Origin of the sequence: Reyranella sp. (assembly GCF_017305915.1) — a bacterium.
In the GTDB taxonomy this organism is placed as follows: domain Bacteria; phylum Pseudomonadota; class Alphaproteobacteria; order Reyranellales; family Reyranellaceae; genus Reyranella.
Map to the genome: position 1 here is coordinate 14,799 of NZ_JAFKJN010000017.1, position 14,824 is coordinate 29,622.

Consider the following 14,824-nt stretch of genomic DNA (forward strand, 5'->3'; position numbering starts at 1 on the left):
CCATGGACATCCGGCGAGCGACCGCATCGGATCTCGACGCGGTCGTCGCCATCATCGAAGGCCAGCGCAAGCAGTACCAGAAGTTCCAGCCGGCCTTCTGGCACAAGGCCGCGGACTCGGCGGCGACGACCAAGGCCTTCTTCACCAAGCTGCTCATCGAGGCGCCGGCCTATTTCCTGGTCGCTGTCGAGGGCAACCAGGTCCTGGGCTTTCTGATTGCCCGCAAGTTTCCGGCGCCGCCGGTCTTTGTGCCGGGCGGCGACATCTGGTTGATCGACGACTTCGCCGTGTCGGAGCCGCGGCATTGGCTCACCATCGGCGAGGCGCTGCTGTCGCACGTGTCGACGCTGCTGCACGAGCACGGCGCGGCGCAGATCGTCGCCGTCTGCGCCGACCGCGACCTCGCCAAGGTCGAGGTGCTGCGCCGTTCCGACCTCACGATCGCATCGAACTGGTGGACGAAGCCGCTGCGCTAGCGCGAAGCTGCTTTTCGTCGAATCGCCCTTGGCGGGAGTCCACAGGAGTCCACTCGGGTGTGGATCGGTTGGATGCCGATGGCACAAGGGTTTCAGGCCAAGAGTCCACGAGTCCACCGACACCCCACCCCGCTGGAAAAACACCTTGTTTGGGGGTTGGGGGCTGAAATGCCGATGCCATGGGGATTTCAGGCCCAGGAGCGACAGCAGGCGCGGCACGATCATCATCATGCGCGCGACACTGCATGATCACGTGCGGAACGCCTACTATGGGCAATGGACGGGGGGAAAAGCCGCTGTTTCCGGGCCTCGAATCGCCGGCCATTGCCCATAATGAGCTCGCTGCAAGCGCTAGATTCGCGACCTTTGATGTTCCGGAGCGAGATTCCCCAGGGAATCGCTCGCCGCTGCGTTGGAAATTTGTATATCGACGACAAATAAAAATCAGCGAGCCAAGCGAAGCGGCGCGCTTTCAGCGACGACCACGCCGATCGCCGTTTCTCGCTAAAGCAACGGTGCTCTAATACTGAAGGCGAGTTGGCCGGTCGGTATAGAGAAGCTGATGCCGCTCGCTTGCCTCCGCCCAGGAACTTGGAAGGCTGATGCGACCTTCGAGGTGTTCCACAATCGCCGTTCGAACTTGCTTTGCGCAGACTTCGGCGGATACACGGCCAACGCCGGTGCCCATTCCGGGAAAAGCCAGCACCCGGACATGGTCGGAAATCCTCTGACCTGCAAAGGGACCATCGGCGAACAAGCCGTGCGTGGCCAGACGAAGGACGGCTCGCGTTGCCAGGTAGGGATTTATCGTCTCTCGGCCGAGGGCCATCGGCACCCGCATCGTTGGGCCAGCGATCAAGAAGGGTGGACTGGCGCGCCCAGTCTCGACGATGTCAGCCTGTCCAACCAGAAGTTCGCCGTAATGGCGATTGAGAATGGCCAAGCGTACTTGTTCCTCTATCTGTGATCCGAAATGCTCGAAATACAGGGCATCGACGCCCCCATCCATGAAGCCGAAGCTATTGACGGGGCTCACTACGGCATCGCATTGGACATCGAGGATGGAGCCCTGATGCACCACGACGCAGTCAATATCTGCACAGAATTTCGACCAGGCCGCGGCAAGCCGAGCATCGATTGCCGTAAGGATGATTTTCATGTGTCCCTGCGGTTTGCGCCGCGATTATACCGCGCCGCAATCAGCGTGCCTGCTTGACCTGTTCAGCGGTCGTCGGCGGCCCGTAGTCGTTGCCGAAGTGCGTGCGGACGTAGTTGACGACGGCGGCGACCTGCTCGTCGGTCATCAGCCGGCCGGCCGCCGGCATGGCCTTCTGGCCCTTCAGCACGACATAGGTCGGATAGGCAGCCGTCTCCAGCTTCGGGTTCCGCGCGAGCGCGGGATACTGGCCGGCGCCGGTCGCGCCCTCGCCGTTGCCCATGTGGCAGGCCTGGCAGGCGTTGCTGTAGAGCGCCTCGCCGGTCTGCTCGCTGAAGCGGAAGCCGGGGCTCAAGATCGGCTCGGCGGCGACCGCGCCGGCGATGGGCAGCGACGCTGCGGTCAAGAAAACGACCAGTCTCATCCTTGCACCACGCGCTTGTGCAGGCGGCCGATCGCATCGAGCGCGGACAGGATCGCGCCCTCCTGCCAGGCCGGGATGTAGGAGGCATGTTCGCCGGCCAGCACGATGCGGCCGTCGATCTGGCAGAGATTGTCGTAATGCTGCCTGCGCGCGTCCTCCGTCCAATCGCCGGCGCAGCCCAGTGTGAAGGGCGAGCGGTGCCAGGCGACCGAGATGCCGGTCTCGAACTCGCGGCGATATTGCGGATGGATCTGCATGCCGCAGTCCAGCGCGCGCTCGATGCGCTGCTGCGGCGACATCGAGGTGAGCTCGTAGGAATTGGCGCCGTTCCAGGTGTAGCAGCCCAACAGCACACCCTTGCCGGTCGTGTTGAAGTCGTTGCTGGGATAGGAGATCTGGCGGATCGGCAGGTCGGTGTAGCTGATGCCGCCGAAGATCTGCTCGTCCTCCTCCCAGAAGCGGCGCTTGAACTGCAGGCCGATCTTGACCGACGAGGCGTAGGGCACGGCGGCGATCGCAGCCAGCATCGGGTCTCCGACCTGGACGTCGATCTGGCTCAGGATGCTGAGCGGGATCGTGCAGACGCACCAGTCGGCGCTGACCTGATGCGTGGCGCCAGGCGCCGTCGTGTCCTGATAGGTCACGGTCACGCTCTTCTCGCCCTGCGCGATCCGCGTGACCCGGGCGTTGTAGGTGATGAGATCGCCGACCTCGCGCGTGAAGGCCTCGCCGATCCGGCCCATGCCGCCGACCGGCTGGAACATGGTGGTCTGGAACTCATAAGCCGCGAAGGACGAAAGGCCGCGCCACAGCCGCGATTGCAGGATGTCGCTGAGGCCGATCACCTCGCCCGCCACCGGCTCGGCGCCGAGCCCACCGCCGGGATCGCGCTCGTAGCCGCGGAACTCCGACGTGATCAGTCCCGCCTTGTAGGCGTAGTTCCGGTCGAGCACGCCCCACCAGCGCAGCGATTCGAGGAGCACCTCGCGATCTTCCTTGGTCACCAGCTCGTCGAGTTGGCCCTTCTGCACGACCTTGGCCAGCAGCTCCGAGGTATGGCCCTGGAAGTCGGTCTTGATCTCGCGGATGCGGCGCGGTTGGCCGCCGAACGCCTTGGCCGAATGCAGGTAAGCGTTGTGGTTGAGCTGCTGGAACGGCTCGAGCGTCACGCCCAGCCGCCTGCAGTAGTCGAGCAGGCCGTTGTGGTGATACGGAATTCGCCAGGGGCCGGGATTGAGGTAGAGGCCTGCGTCGAACTCGCATTTCTGCGTCGCGCCGCCGAGCTCGGTGTAGCTGTCGCCGCCGCGCAGCGACCAGTTGCGGCCGCCGGCGCGATTGTTGAACTCCAGCACCGTCACCTTGTAGCCGGCCTGGCGCAGCTCCAGCGCCGCGGCCAGGCCGGCCAGTCCGGCGCCGAGGACCAATACCGAGGCCCCCTTGGGATCGCCTTCGAGCCTGATCCTTCCCTTGTAACCCGATTCGGCGGCGTACCCGAGACTGGTCATCGCCTGGTACATCGCCGCACCTCCCGCCGTCAGCCCGATCAGCTGCAACAGCTCGCGCCGACTTGGACCCGTGGACATCTATGACCTCGAAGCCGCCGTGTTGACCGCCACGTAGGTTCGCGCCCGGTACTTGGGACCGTCAACCTCTCCCATCGGGATGAAACCCAGGCGCCGCATCAGCCGGTGCGAGCGTTCGTTCGGCAAGTCGACTGCCGCCAGGATGCGCGGCAGCTTCAGGACCTCGAAGCCGTGGCGCATCGCCGCTTGCGCGGCCGCGAAGGCGACCCCCCTGCCCCAGTGGCGCTCGCCGATCACGATCGTCAGCTCGCGGTCCTTGCCGGTTGGGCGCAGCGAGGTCAGGCCGATGACCTCGCCGTCCTGCAGGATCACCCAGGCGCCATGGGCAATCGACGCCTCGACATGCCGCTCAGTCCCCGCGCGGGTCAGCAGCGCGCCGTCGAACAGGTATTGCCGGACACCCGGCTCGGTGAAGATCGCATGCAGCGCGTCGCCGTCGGCAGGCTCTACGGCGCGCAGCGCGATCATGCACCCAGACGTTTGAGGGCGGTGCTGAGGCGGACGCGGGTCTGCTCGGCCTGGCTGCGGCGCTCACGCTGCTCCTCGACGACCTCCTCCGGCGCACGCGACACGAAGTTCGCGTTGCCGAGCTTGGCGTCGATCTTGCCGATCTCGTCCGCGAGCTTCTTGATCTCCTTCTGCAGGCGTGCGCTCTCTGCTTTGAGGTCGATCACGTCGCCGACCGGCAGCGCATAGGTCGCCTCGCCGAGCACGATCTGTAGCGACGCCTTGGGTGCCGCGGCAGCGGCCTCGATGCCCTCGACCCGCGCCAGCCGTTCGATGGCGGCGCGGTGCGTGTCGATCCGCTTTTGCGTCGTTGCATCGGCGCCGACCACCAGCAGCTTGAGCTTGGCTCCAGCAGGCACGTTCAGCTCGGATCGAGCCGAGCGGATGTCGGAGATCAGCTTCACCAGCCAGCTCATCTCGGCATCGGCCGCCGCATCGATGGCCGATGCCGCAGGCCAGGGCTGGCTGATCAGCATGCCGTGCTCGGCACGATGGCCTGTCTTGTCCCACAGCTCCTCGGTGATGAACGGCATCACCGGATGCAGGAGCTTCACGGTCTCGCGCAGCACGAAGGCCGTGACGGCGCGGGTCTCGTCCTTCTCGGGCCCGTCGGCACCCTGCAGGATCGGCTTGGTCAGCTCGACATACCAGTCGCAGACCACGCCCCAGATGAACTCGTAGAGCGCCGTCGCGGCGTCGTTCAGCCGGAACTCCTCCAGCGCCTTGTCGACCGCGTCGTTGGCGCGGGCGAGCTCGCCCAGCATCCACTTGTTGACCGTGAGCTTCGCGGTTGCCGGATCGAAGCCCTTCGGCAGCGCCACACCGTTCATCTCCGCAAAACGCGTGGCGTTCCATAGCTTGGTGGCGAAGTTGCGCGAGCCCTCGACCCGCGCCGGAGCGAGCCGCAGGCGGCCGGCGTTGGAGGCCGCCATCGAGGCCATGGTGAAGCGCAGCGCATCGGCGCCGTATTTGTCGATCAGCTCCAGGGGATCGATGATGTTGCCCTTGGACTTCGACATCTTCTGGCCCTTCTCGTCCGTCACCAGCCCGTGCAGGTAGACGGTGCGGAACGGCACCTCGGTCATGAAGTGCATGCCCATCATCATCATGCGGGCAACCCAGAAGAACAGGATGTCCCACCCGGTCACCAGCACCGAGGTCGGGTAGTACTTGGCGAGCGCCGCCGTCTGCTCGGGCCAGCCGAGCGTCGAGAACGGCCACAGCGCCGAGCTGAACCAGGTGTCGAGCACGTCGGGATCGCGCTGAAGCTCGACGTTCTTGCCGTAATGCCTGAGTGCCTCGGCCTTCGCCTCGCCTTCGGATTCGGCGACGAACACCGTGCGGTCCGGGCCGTACCAGGCGGGGATCTGATGACCCCACCAGAGCTGGCGCGAGATGCACCACGGCTCGATATTCTCCATCCAGCGGAAGAACTCCTCGCGGCCGCGTTCGGGCACGAAGGTCACGCGGCCGTCGCGCGCCGCGGCGATCGGCGCCTCGGCGAGCTTCTTGGCATCGGCGTACCATTGCTCTGTCAGGAACGGCTCGACCGGCACGCCGCCGCGGTCGCCGTAGGGCACCGCATGGCTGTGCGGCTCGATCTTGTCGAGCAGGCCCGCGGCCTCCATGTCGGCGACGATGCGCTTGCGCGCCTCGAAGCGGTCGAGGCCGCGATATCTCTCCGGCGCGTTGTCGTTCAGCCGCGCGAACTTGTCGAAGATCGAGATGGCCTCGAGCTTGTGGCGCTTGCCGACCTCGAAGTCGTTGAAATCGTGCGCCGGCGTGATCTTCACCGCGCCCGAGCCCTTCTCGGGGTCGGAGTACTCGTCGCCGACGATCGGGATGCGACGGCCGACCAGCGGCAGCACGGCATGCTTGCCGATCAGGTGTTTCCACTTGGGATCGTCGGGGTGCACGGCGACGGCAGTGTCGCCGAGCATCGTCTCCGGCCGCGTGGTGGCGACCACGATGTGCTCATCGCTGCCCTCGATCGGGTACTTGAAGAACCACAGGCTGCCCTTGACCTCGCGCGATTCGACCTCGAGGTCGGAGATCGCGGTCAGCATCTTGGGGTCCCAATTGACCAGCCGGTTGTCCTTGTAGATCAGGCCCTGGCGGTAGAGCTCGACGAACACCTTGAGCACGGCCTGGCTGAGGCCCTCGTCCATGGTGAAGCGCTCGCGGCTCCAGTCGGCCGAGGCGCCGAGCCGGCGCAGTTGGCGGGTGATGGTGCCGCCCGAATAGGCCTTCCATTCCCAGACCTTGGCCAGGAACGCCTCGCGATTGAGCAGCTTCTTGTTGCCATCAGCGCCTTTGTCCGCACCCTCGACCGCCAGGCCGATGCCTTCCTGCTCGAGATTGCGCACGACGACCATCTGGGTCGCGATGCCGGCATGGTCGGTGCCGGGCTGCCACAGCACGTCGTCGCCCTTCATGCGCCGCCAGCGGATCAAGATGTCCTGCAGCGTGTTGTCGAGCGCATGGCCCATGTGCAGGCTGCCCGTGACGTTGGGCGGCGGGATGACGATGCAGTACGGCGGCTTGGCCGATTCGGGATGAGCCTTGAAGGCGCCGCCCTGCTCCCATTCGGGATACAGGCGGGCTTCGATCTCCTTGGGGTCGTAGGTTTTGTCGAGCATTGCTGGGTCTTATAACGAAAAACGCCACGGTGCGGGCCCGTGGCGTTGGTTGAGGGATCGGGCGCCTGGGGTCAGCGGCGGGTCAGCCGGACGATCTCGCGTTCGACATAGCGCTCGACCAGCGGCGGCAGGTTCTTGTCCAGCCACTCCTTCAGCATCGGGCGCAGCATCTCCTTGACGATGTCCTCTAGATTGCGGCTTCCCACCGAGGGGCCGGCATCCTGGGCCGTCGGGGTCGGCACGCTGTCCTGCACCGCCTGGCTCAGGCGCTCGAAGGCGGACGTCGCGACGCTGGCGGCGCCCGATTCCACGAGACTGTCGGAAGGTTGCTTCATAGGAGCCTCCACGGGAGTGACTGATGTCACGGGTGCTGCGGGCGAAAATGCCGGTACCATGGGCTGGGGCATCTCGCTGGCATCGACCGGATCGACCCGCTGCGGCAGCGGCGTCGGCGCGGCCTGCGGCAGTTCCGACGGCTCCTCGACCAGGTCGGTCAGCAGCAGCACGTCGTCGTTCCTGGCGCCGGGCGCCGGCGCGGCGTCGCCGCTCACCTGGGCCCTCGCCTCGTCGTCCGAGATGATCTTGCGGATCGAGGCCAGGATGTCGTCCATCGAAGGGTCGTTGCCGGCGCCCTTGGCGTCGCTCATTTGCCGCTCCCCGAGCCGGCCGAACTGCCGCTTGTGCTGCCCCAGTCGCCGATCCAGCGCGAGCCGACCTCGTTGTAGTACTTCTCCTCGTCGTAGTACTCGACCGGCAGGCCGAGGGTGCGCGCGGTCAGGCGGCCGATGCCGGACAGCACGCCGTAATAGTTCACCTGCACGTCGTGGCGGGCGGAGATCAGGTTGACCTGCGAGTTCAGCAGTTCCTGCTCGGCGTTCAGCACGTCCAGGGTGGTGCGCGAGCCGACCAACGCCTCCTGGCGGACGCCGTTCAGGGCGACGTCGTTGGCGCGCACCTGGGCGGTGAACGAGGTGACGCGCGAGCGCGCCGAATCGAGGTTGCGCCACGACGAGATCACCGACTGGGCTGCGGTCCGCCGCGCGCTGTCGAGCTCGTTGCGGCGCTGGCCGACCAGCTCCTTGGCCTGGCGGATCGCCGACCATTCGCTGCCGTTCTGGTAGATCGGCACGGTTGCCTGCAGGCGCACGCCGTACTGGTAGAACTGGTCGTTCGGCACCTGCAGGTCCTGCTGGTACTGGATGAATCCGACCAGGTTGACCTGCGGCAGCAGGACCGAGATGGCGCTGTTCACGCCGTAGCTTGCCGCAGTGATGCGCTGCTGGGCGCTGATCGCGCGCGGCGCGTAGTCCATGGCGAGCGCCACGCACTCTTCTTCGCTCGCCGGCAGCGCGCCGACCAGCGGCAGCTCGCCGAGATTGCCCGGCTTCGTGCCGATGACGCGCAGGAAGGTCGCCTGGTCGATGCGCACCTGCGCTTCGGCCAGCACCAGGTCGGCCTTGGCCTGCTCGAGGCGGGCTTCGGCCTGCGACACGTCGGTGATGGTGAGCTCGCCGACCCGGAAGCGCTCGCGGGTGGCGTCGAGCTGCTGGACCAGCACCCGGACGTTGTTCTTGCGGGCATCGACGATGCCCATGTCGCGCAGCAGGTCGGCATAGACCGTCGAGGCCTGCAGGAGGACCTGCTGCTCGGTGTCGGCCAGCAGGGCGCGCTGCGACTGGATGTTGGCCTGCGCGGTCTTGGTGTCGGCCACGGTCTTGCCGCCGCGGAAGATCGGCTGGGTGACCGACAGCAGGGTCGTGCGGCCGTTCAGGGCGTAATAGGTGCTGGCGCGCGAGACCGGCAGCGAGTCGAGCTCGATCTTGTTGTACTCGACCGTCAGCGAAACCTTCGGCCGCCAGTTGGCCACCGCCTGGGCCAGCGTCTCGTCGGTCTGCCGCAGCACAGCGCGCTGGGCCAGCAGGTCGGGGTTGCTGTTGTAGGTGGTCGACAGGGCCTCGATCAGGCTCTGGGCGTGCGCAGCCGGACCGGCCGCGAGCGCAAGCGCCACCGCCGCGCAGGCGAGCCTCGAAGGGGGCCGGATACGCATGGAAACTACCCTCATTACCTGGAGCCTATCATCGCACGAACCGCCATGGGTAGCCCCACAACTGACCGCGCGCCTGTTCAAAACGTGAAGCGCGGCGGCGGTGCGAAGCCCGGCAGGGCCGGCGTCCCGGCATCGAAGATCGGACGGCCTGACGCGATGCCGCCCTCCTTGACCATCAATTGAGCCACGCCCAGCACTCCGGCCGACGCAGCAGCAATCACCGTGCCCAACCGGCCTCCCTCGGCCAGCTGGCCGACGATCGCCGCCGGCACATGTTGCACGGCGCCCTCGATCAGGATCACGTCGTACGGACCCTCGCCGGCATGGCCGTCTTCCATCTTCCCGATGACGTGGCGCACGTTGGCGATGCCCAGTTGCCTGATGGTCTGCTCGGCCGAACCGGCCAGGCCGGTGTCGGCCTCGACTGCCACGACCGACTTCACGAGCCGTGCCAGAAGCGCGGTGCCGTAGCCGGGGCCCGAGGCCACCACCAGCGCCTTGTCCTCCGGCTGCGGCTGCAGCGTTTGGATCAGGCGGGCCAGCACCATCGGCTCCATCAGGCAGCGGCCGTTGCCCAGCGGCACATCGTCGTCGGCATAGGCGACCGAGCGCAGGCCTGCCGGCAGGAAGCGCTCGCGCGGCAAGTCGGCGATTGCGGCCAGAAGCTGCGCATTGTTGACGCGGTTTGGGCGGAGCTGGCCGTCGATCATGTTGCGACGTGCGAGCGTGAAGTCCGTCATCAAGTCTGACCCCAAAATGTTGGGTGTATATAGGCAGCGCTGCCCAAGAGCGTCAAAGGCCGCGCGGTCGCGGGCCGTGCTTGACCGGCCCATGGGCCATGCGTATAGCACCGCCGTTCCTCGCGCCGGCCTGGTGGCAGAGTGGCTATGTAGCGGACTGCAAATCCGTCAATGCCGGTTCGATTCCGGCCCAGGCCTCCACGCACCGGCCGACTATTGCGCACTTGCCTCTCCAGAGGCGCTCTGCCAAAAGACGCGGCCTCGCAGGTCACCATACCGCCGGTCTGCGACAGAATTTTTCCGGAGTAGCTCAGCGGTAGAGCAGGCGACTGTTAATCGCCGGGTCGCAGGTTCGAACCCTGCCTCCGGAGCCAAACTGAAGAAGGCAACGTCTCCCTTCGGATGCCCAGCGTCCGGAGGGAGATGGCCTCGACAAGGGCCTCCTTCTCGCCCTTCTTCTGGCGGTCGTCTACGACCTGCGGGCCGGCTGGCCGACGACAATCATGAACCCACGGCGCCGGCAGCGAACCCAAGGCGCAGCAATGCGGCTGGCTCAAGGACAAGTATGGCCTGTCCTGGCAGATCGTGCCAAAGGCACTGCTGGAGATGTACAAGGCGGGCGTGTCGGCGAGGTCCGAGCGCGCCTTCAAGGCGATGATGCAGATGAAGAAGCTCGACCTCGCCGCCCTGCAGAAGGCGTATGACGGAGCGGACTGATGAGTGAAGAGAAGGCGGAGCTGGTCGGTCACGAGGTCGCGTTCCAGGGCTACTTCAAGGTCGGCCGCTACGTCTTCCGCCACACGCTGCATCGAGGCGGCATGAGCGGCCTCGTGAGCCGCGAGGTGTTCGAGCGCGGCCAGGCTGGCGCAGTGCTGCTCTACGATCCCGGGCGCGACGAGGTGGTGATGATCCGCCAGTTCCGCGCCGGCGCCTACGTCGCCGGGCACCATCCCTGGGTGTGGGAAGTCGTCGCCGGCATCATCGAGGAGAACGAGACGGCCGAGCAGATGATCCGCCGCGAGACCGTCGAGGAAGCCAACCTCGAGGTCGGCGAGCTGCTGCCGATCACCCGCGTGATGTTGACGCCCGGCGCCTGCTCCGAAGCCTGCGAGGTCTTCCTCGGCCGGGTCGACTCCTCGAAGGCGGGCGGCGTGTTCGGCCTCGCCGACGAGCACGAGGATATCCTGGTCAAGGTCCTGCCCTTCGCCGAGGCCTACGCCATGGTCGAGCGCAATGAGGTCGACAATGCCGTGGGCGTGATCGCGCTGCTGTGGCTCGCTCTGCACCGCGACGAGGTGCGCAAGCGCTGGCGCTAGCGCAACGCTTTGCGCTACCGTGCGGGCGGGAGCGAGCGCGGGGCACGGAGCGAGAGTGACATGAAGGTCCGGTCGGGTTTCATCGACAGCATTGGCAACACGCCGCTCATCAAGCTCAAGGCCGCGTCCGCCGCGACGGGCTGCGAGATCTACGGCAAGGCGGAGTTCCTCAATCCCGGAGGCTCGGTGAAGGACCGCGCCGCGCTCGCCATCATCGAGGATGCCGAGAAACAAGGGAAGCTGCGGCCCGGCGGCGTGATCGTCGAAGGCACCGCCGGCAACACCGGCATCGGCATCGCCCTGGTCGCCAATGCGCGCGGCTACCGCTCGGTCATCGTGATGCCGGAGACGCAGAGCCAGGAGAAGAAGGACATGTTGCTGCTGTGCGGCGCCGACCTTCGCCTGGTGCCGGCCGTGCCCTACGCCAACCCCGGCAACTACGTGCGCTATTCCGGCACGCTCGCCGATGAGCTGGCCAAAACCGAGCCGAACGGCGCGATCTGGGCCAACCAGTTCGACAACGTCGCCAACCGCGAAGGCCATTATCGAACGACCGGTCCGGAGATCTGGGAGCAGACCGAGGGCAAGGTCGCGGGCTTCACCTGCTCGGTCGGCAGCGGCGGCACCTTGGGCGGCGTGGCGCGGGCTCTTAAAGAGCGCAATCCGGACGTCAAGATCGCGCTCGCCGACCCGATGGGTTCGGCGCTCTACAGTTGGGTCGTGCGTGGCGAGCTGAAAGCCGAAGGCAATTCCATCACCGAAGGCATCGCCAACGGCCGCGTCACCAAGAATCTCGAAGGCACGCCGATCGACCTGGCCTACCAGATCACCGACGAGGAGGCCCTGCCCGTCCTGTTCGACCTGATCGAGCACGAGGGCCTGGTGCTGGGCGGCTCGACGGCGATCAACATCGTCGGCGCCATGCGGCTCGCCAAGGACCTCGGTCCGGGCAAGGTGATCGTCACCATCCTGGCCGACGGCGGCCAGCGCTATCAGTCGAAGCTGTTCAATCCCGCCTTCCTGCGCGAGAAGAACCTGCCGCTGCCGCCCTGGATGAAATGACGGACAGCGCGTCCTCGGACGCGGTCGCCGCTCTCGACGCGGCCGATCCGCTACGGGCCTTGCGGGATCGTTTCGCGCTGCCGGACGGCGTGATCTACCTCGACGGCAATTCGCTCGGGCCGCCGCCCAAGGCCGCGTTCGACGAAGTGAGCCACGCCATGCGCCAGGAATGGGGCGACGGCCTGATCCGCAGCTGGAATGCCGCTGGCTGGTTCACCCTGACCGACACGCTCGGCGATCGTGTCGGCCGCCTGATCGGCGCCGAGCCGGGCGAGACCGTGGTGACCGACACCACCTCGATCAACATCTACAAGGCCCTGCATGCGGCGCTGGCGCTGCGGCCCGACCGCGGCGTCATCCTGGCCGAAGCCGACAGCTTCCCCACCGACCTCTACATGGCCGAGGGTGTGGCGAAGTCCCGTCCCGGCACGACCCTGCGTCTGGCGGCTTCGCACGAGCCGATCGATACGCTGATCGACGAGCGCACCGCCGTCGTGCTGATCAACCACGTCGACTATCGCTCGGGGGTGCTGCGCGACATGGCGGGGCTCACCGGCCGTGCGCAGGCAGCCGGCGCGCTGGTCGTCTGGGACCTTTGCCACAGCGTCGGCGCGCTGCCGATCGACCTCAACGCGGCCAAGGCCGATTTCGCCGTCGGCTGCACCTACAAGTACCTGAACGGCGGCCCTGGCGCGCCGGCCTTCGTGTTCGCGGCGCGCCGCCATCACGACCGCCTGGCGCAACCCCTGTCAGGCTGGTGGGGCCATGCGCAGCCCTTCGCCATGGCGAGCACGTTCCAGGCGGCACCGGGCATCCGGCGGATGCTGTGCGGCACCCAGCCGATCCTGTCGCTGCGGGCGCTCGAGGCGGCGCTCGACGTGTTCGACGACGTCGATCTCGCGGCGCTGCGGACCAAGAGCCTCGCCCTCACCGACCTGTTCATGGACCTGCTCGCGCCGATCAGCCGCGAGTTCGGCCTGCGCATCGTCACGCCGAGCGATCCGGCGCTGCGCGGCAGCCACGTCTCGGTCGCCTTTGGGCACGGTTACGAGGTCGTGCAGGCCCTCATAGATCGCGGCATCATCGGCGACTTCCGCGCGCCCGACATCATGCGCTTCGGATTCACGCCGCTTTATCTGCGCTATCGCGACGTGCTCGACGCGGCGAAGGCGCTGGCCGACATCCTGCGCAGCGGCGCCTGGCAGGAGCCGCGTTTTGCCATCCGTTCTTTGGTGACCTGATGAGCCGTGTCGTCGTCTGCGGAAGCCTCAACATGGACGTGGTCGTCGAGAGCGCGCGGCGGCCGCAGGCCGGCGAGACGCTTCTCGGTGCCAGGGTCTCGTTCCTGCCCGGCGGCAAGGGCCTCAACCAGGCGGTGGCGGCGGCGCGGCTCGGCGCCTCGACGGCGATGCTGGGCGCGATCGGCCATGACGCCTTCGGCAACACCCTGCGCGGCTTCCTGGCGGACAACGACGTCGACAGCTCGGGCGTGCGCGCGCTGCGCCCGCACGCGACCGGCCTCGCCCTGATCCAGGTGGCCGAGGGCGACAACGCCATCACCGTCGCCTCGGGCGCCAACCATCACTTCACCAGCGCCATGGTGCGTACGCGACCGCGCAGCGACGAGGTCTGGGTGGCGCAGTTCGAGACTCCAACCGAGACCACGCATGCATTGCTCATGCAGGCTCGACAGGCCGGTGCGCGCACCGTGCTGAACCTGGCGCCGTTCGTCCCTCATCCCGCCCGCATGCTGAAGTGCGTCGATATCGCGGTGTTGAACGAGATCGAGCTCGCCCAGGCGACGGGCAGCCGGCTCCGCGGCTCGAGCAGCCGTCGCGTGGTCGGCGAGGCCTGCGAGCGGTTGCGGACGCGCGGGCCGCGGGCGGTGATCGCCACTCTGGGCGAGCGCGGCGCCGTGGTCGTAACCAGGGACGGCCAGACCAACATCCCAGCCTTCCCGGCCAAGGTCGTCGACACGACCGGTGCAGGCGACTGCTTCGTCGGCGCGCTGGCGGCGAAGCTGGCCGCCGGGGCGACGCCGGTCGAGGCCGCTCGATATGGCTGTGCCGCCTCGGCCTGCGCAGTCGAGAAGCTGGGCGCGGCGCCCTCGATGCCCTCGGCCAAGGACGTTGCGGCGCGGCTCGCGCGGGCCTAAATCCTGCCCATGGTCGAAGAACTCTTTCGTCAGGACGCATACCTCAAGCAGGCCGACGCCACCGTGACCGCGGTCGAGGACCGCGGCGTGCGGCTCGATCGCTCGATCTTCTATCCGACCGGCGGCGGCCAGCCCGGCGACACCGGCGTGCTGCGCTGGGCCGGCGGCGAGGCCAAGATCGTCGACACCGTGAAGGCCGACGGCAACGACGTGCTGCACGTGCTTGACCCCGCCTCGCCCAAGCCCGAACTCGGCGCCAAGGTGCAGGCCGAGATCAACTGGGAGCGCCGCTACAAGCACATGCGCATGCACACCGCGCTGCATGTCATGTCGGCGGTCATCAAGGGCAACGTCACCGGCGGCCAGGTCAATGCCGACAAGAGCCGGCTCGATTTCAACCTGGAAGGCGACGTGCCGACCAAGGAATGGGTGACCGAGGAGATCAACAAGATCCTCAGCACCGACCGCCCGGTCGTGCCGCAATGGGTGACCGACGAGGAGCTGACGTCGCGGCCCGAGCTGGTGAAGACCATGAGCGTGCGCCCGCCGATGGGCCAGGGCCGCGTGCGGCTGCTGTCGATCGAAGGTGTCGACCTGCAGGCCTGCGGCGGCACCCACGTCGCGCAGACCGCCGAGATCGGCCGCGTCGAGTGCATCAAGATCGAGAACAAGGGGAAGATGAACCGCCGGTTCATCATCGCGCTGCCGTAGAGAGGACC

The 14,824-nt window shown here is 67.0% G+C and carries 14 protein-coding genes, 2 tRNA genes and 1 pseudogene; 9 read left to right on the plus strand and 8 right to left on the minus strand.

Annotated elements, in window-relative coordinates; translation table 11 throughout:
- Positions 1 to 2: 2 nt before the first annotated feature.
- Complete coding sequence (locus tag J0J01_RS16205) at positions 3 to 476, plus strand: GNAT family N-acetyltransferase (protein WP_296382359.1); 474 nt, start codon at positions 3 to 5, stop codon at positions 474 to 476.
- A 520-nt stretch (positions 477 to 996) separates the two neighbouring features.
- Here the strand turns inward: J0J01_RS16205 and J0J01_RS16210 are convergent.
- From J0J01_RS16210 to J0J01_RS16245, 8 genes are all read right to left on the minus strand, one after another.
- Positions 997 to 1,635, minus strand: a complete 639-nt coding sequence (locus J0J01_RS16210) for a macro domain-containing protein (RefSeq protein WP_296382361.1) — start codon at positions 1,633 to 1,635, stop codon at positions 997 to 999.
- A gap of 40 nt (positions 1,636 to 1,675) precedes the next feature.
- Positions 1,676 to 2,056, minus strand: coding sequence for a cytochrome c (locus J0J01_RS16215; RefSeq protein ID WP_296382362.1), 381 nt, complete (start codon positions 2,054 to 2,056; stop codon positions 1,676 to 1,678).
- On the minus strand, positions 2,053 to 3,639 hold the full coding sequence (locus J0J01_RS16220) for a flavin monoamine oxidase family protein (protein ID WP_296382364.1): 1,587 nt from the start codon (positions 3,637 to 3,639) through the stop codon (positions 2,053 to 2,055). The genes J0J01_RS16215 and J0J01_RS16220 overlap by 4 nt, the downstream gene beginning before the upstream one ends.
- A complete protein-coding gene (locus tag J0J01_RS16225) occupies positions 3,640 to 4,107 on the minus strand; it encodes a GNAT family N-acetyltransferase (protein WP_296382366.1) in 468 nt (155 codons plus the stop codon).
- Positions 4,104 to 6,785 carry a valine--tRNA ligase gene (locus tag J0J01_RS16230; protein ID WP_296382369.1) on the minus strand — a complete coding sequence of 894 codons (2,682 nt, stop codon included), beginning with the start codon at positions 6,783 to 6,785 and terminating at the stop codon, positions 4,104 to 4,106. The genes J0J01_RS16225 and J0J01_RS16230 overlap by 4 nt, the downstream gene beginning before the upstream one ends.
- Positions 6,786 to 6,856: 71 nt before the next feature.
- Entirely contained in the window at positions 6,857 to 7,432 is a 576-nt protein-coding gene (locus tag J0J01_RS16235) for a DUF2497 domain-containing protein (RefSeq protein ID WP_296382371.1), read from the minus strand.
- Complete coding sequence (locus J0J01_RS16240; RefSeq protein WP_296382374.1) at positions 7,429 to 8,832, minus strand: TolC family outer membrane protein; 1,404 nt, start codon at positions 8,830 to 8,832, stop codon at positions 7,429 to 7,431. The genes J0J01_RS16235 and J0J01_RS16240 overlap by 4 nt, the downstream gene beginning before the upstream one ends.
- A 77-nt stretch (positions 8,833 to 8,909) precedes the next feature.
- Positions 8,910 to 9,572, minus strand: coding sequence for a protein-L-isoaspartate O-methyltransferase (locus J0J01_RS16245; RefSeq protein WP_296382376.1), 663 nt, complete (start codon positions 9,570 to 9,572; stop codon positions 8,910 to 8,912).
- A 127-nt stretch (positions 9,573 to 9,699) separates the two neighbouring features.
- Here J0J01_RS16245 and J0J01_RS16250 point away from each other — a divergent pair.
- The 8 genes and pseudogenes from J0J01_RS16250 to J0J01_RS16285 all read left to right on the plus strand — a co-directional run bounded on the left by J0J01_RS16250 (position 9,700) and on the right by J0J01_RS16285 (position 14,816).
- Positions 9,700 to 9,773, plus strand: a tRNA-Cys gene (locus J0J01_RS16250).
- A 98-nt stretch (positions 9,774 to 9,871) separates the two neighbouring features.
- A tRNA-Asn gene (locus J0J01_RS16255) sits at positions 9,872 to 9,946 on the plus strand.
- A gap of 157 nt (positions 9,947 to 10,103) precedes the next feature.
- A pseudogene (locus tag J0J01_RS16260) lies at positions 10,104 to 10,289 on the plus strand (VOC family protein); the annotation flags it as partial.
- Positions 10,289 to 10,888, plus strand: coding sequence for an NUDIX domain-containing protein (locus J0J01_RS16265; RefSeq protein ID WP_296382378.1), 600 nt, complete (start codon positions 10,289 to 10,291; stop codon positions 10,886 to 10,888). The pseudogene J0J01_RS16260 and the gene J0J01_RS16265, both read left to right, overlap by 1 nt.
- A gap of 60 nt (positions 10,889 to 10,948) precedes the next feature.
- Entirely contained in the window at positions 10,949 to 11,950 is a 1,002-nt protein-coding gene (locus J0J01_RS16270; protein WP_296382380.1) for a cysteine synthase A, read from the plus strand.
- Entirely contained in the window at positions 11,947 to 13,191 is a 1,245-nt protein-coding gene (gene kynU / locus J0J01_RS16275; protein ID WP_296382382.1) for a kynureninase, read from the plus strand. The genes J0J01_RS16270 and kynU overlap by 4 nt, the downstream gene beginning before the upstream one ends.
- A complete protein-coding gene (locus J0J01_RS16280; RefSeq protein ID WP_296382384.1) occupies positions 13,191 to 14,105 on the plus strand; it encodes a ribokinase in 915 nt (304 codons plus the stop codon). Before kynU ends, J0J01_RS16280 begins: the two co-directional genes overlap by 1 nt.
- Before the next feature lie 9 nt (positions 14,106 to 14,114).
- Positions 14,115 to 14,816, plus strand: a complete 702-nt coding sequence (locus J0J01_RS16285) for an alanyl-tRNA editing protein (protein WP_296382386.1) — start codon at positions 14,115 to 14,117, stop codon at positions 14,814 to 14,816.
- The last annotated feature ends 8 nt before the right edge of the window (positions 14,817 to 14,824 follow it).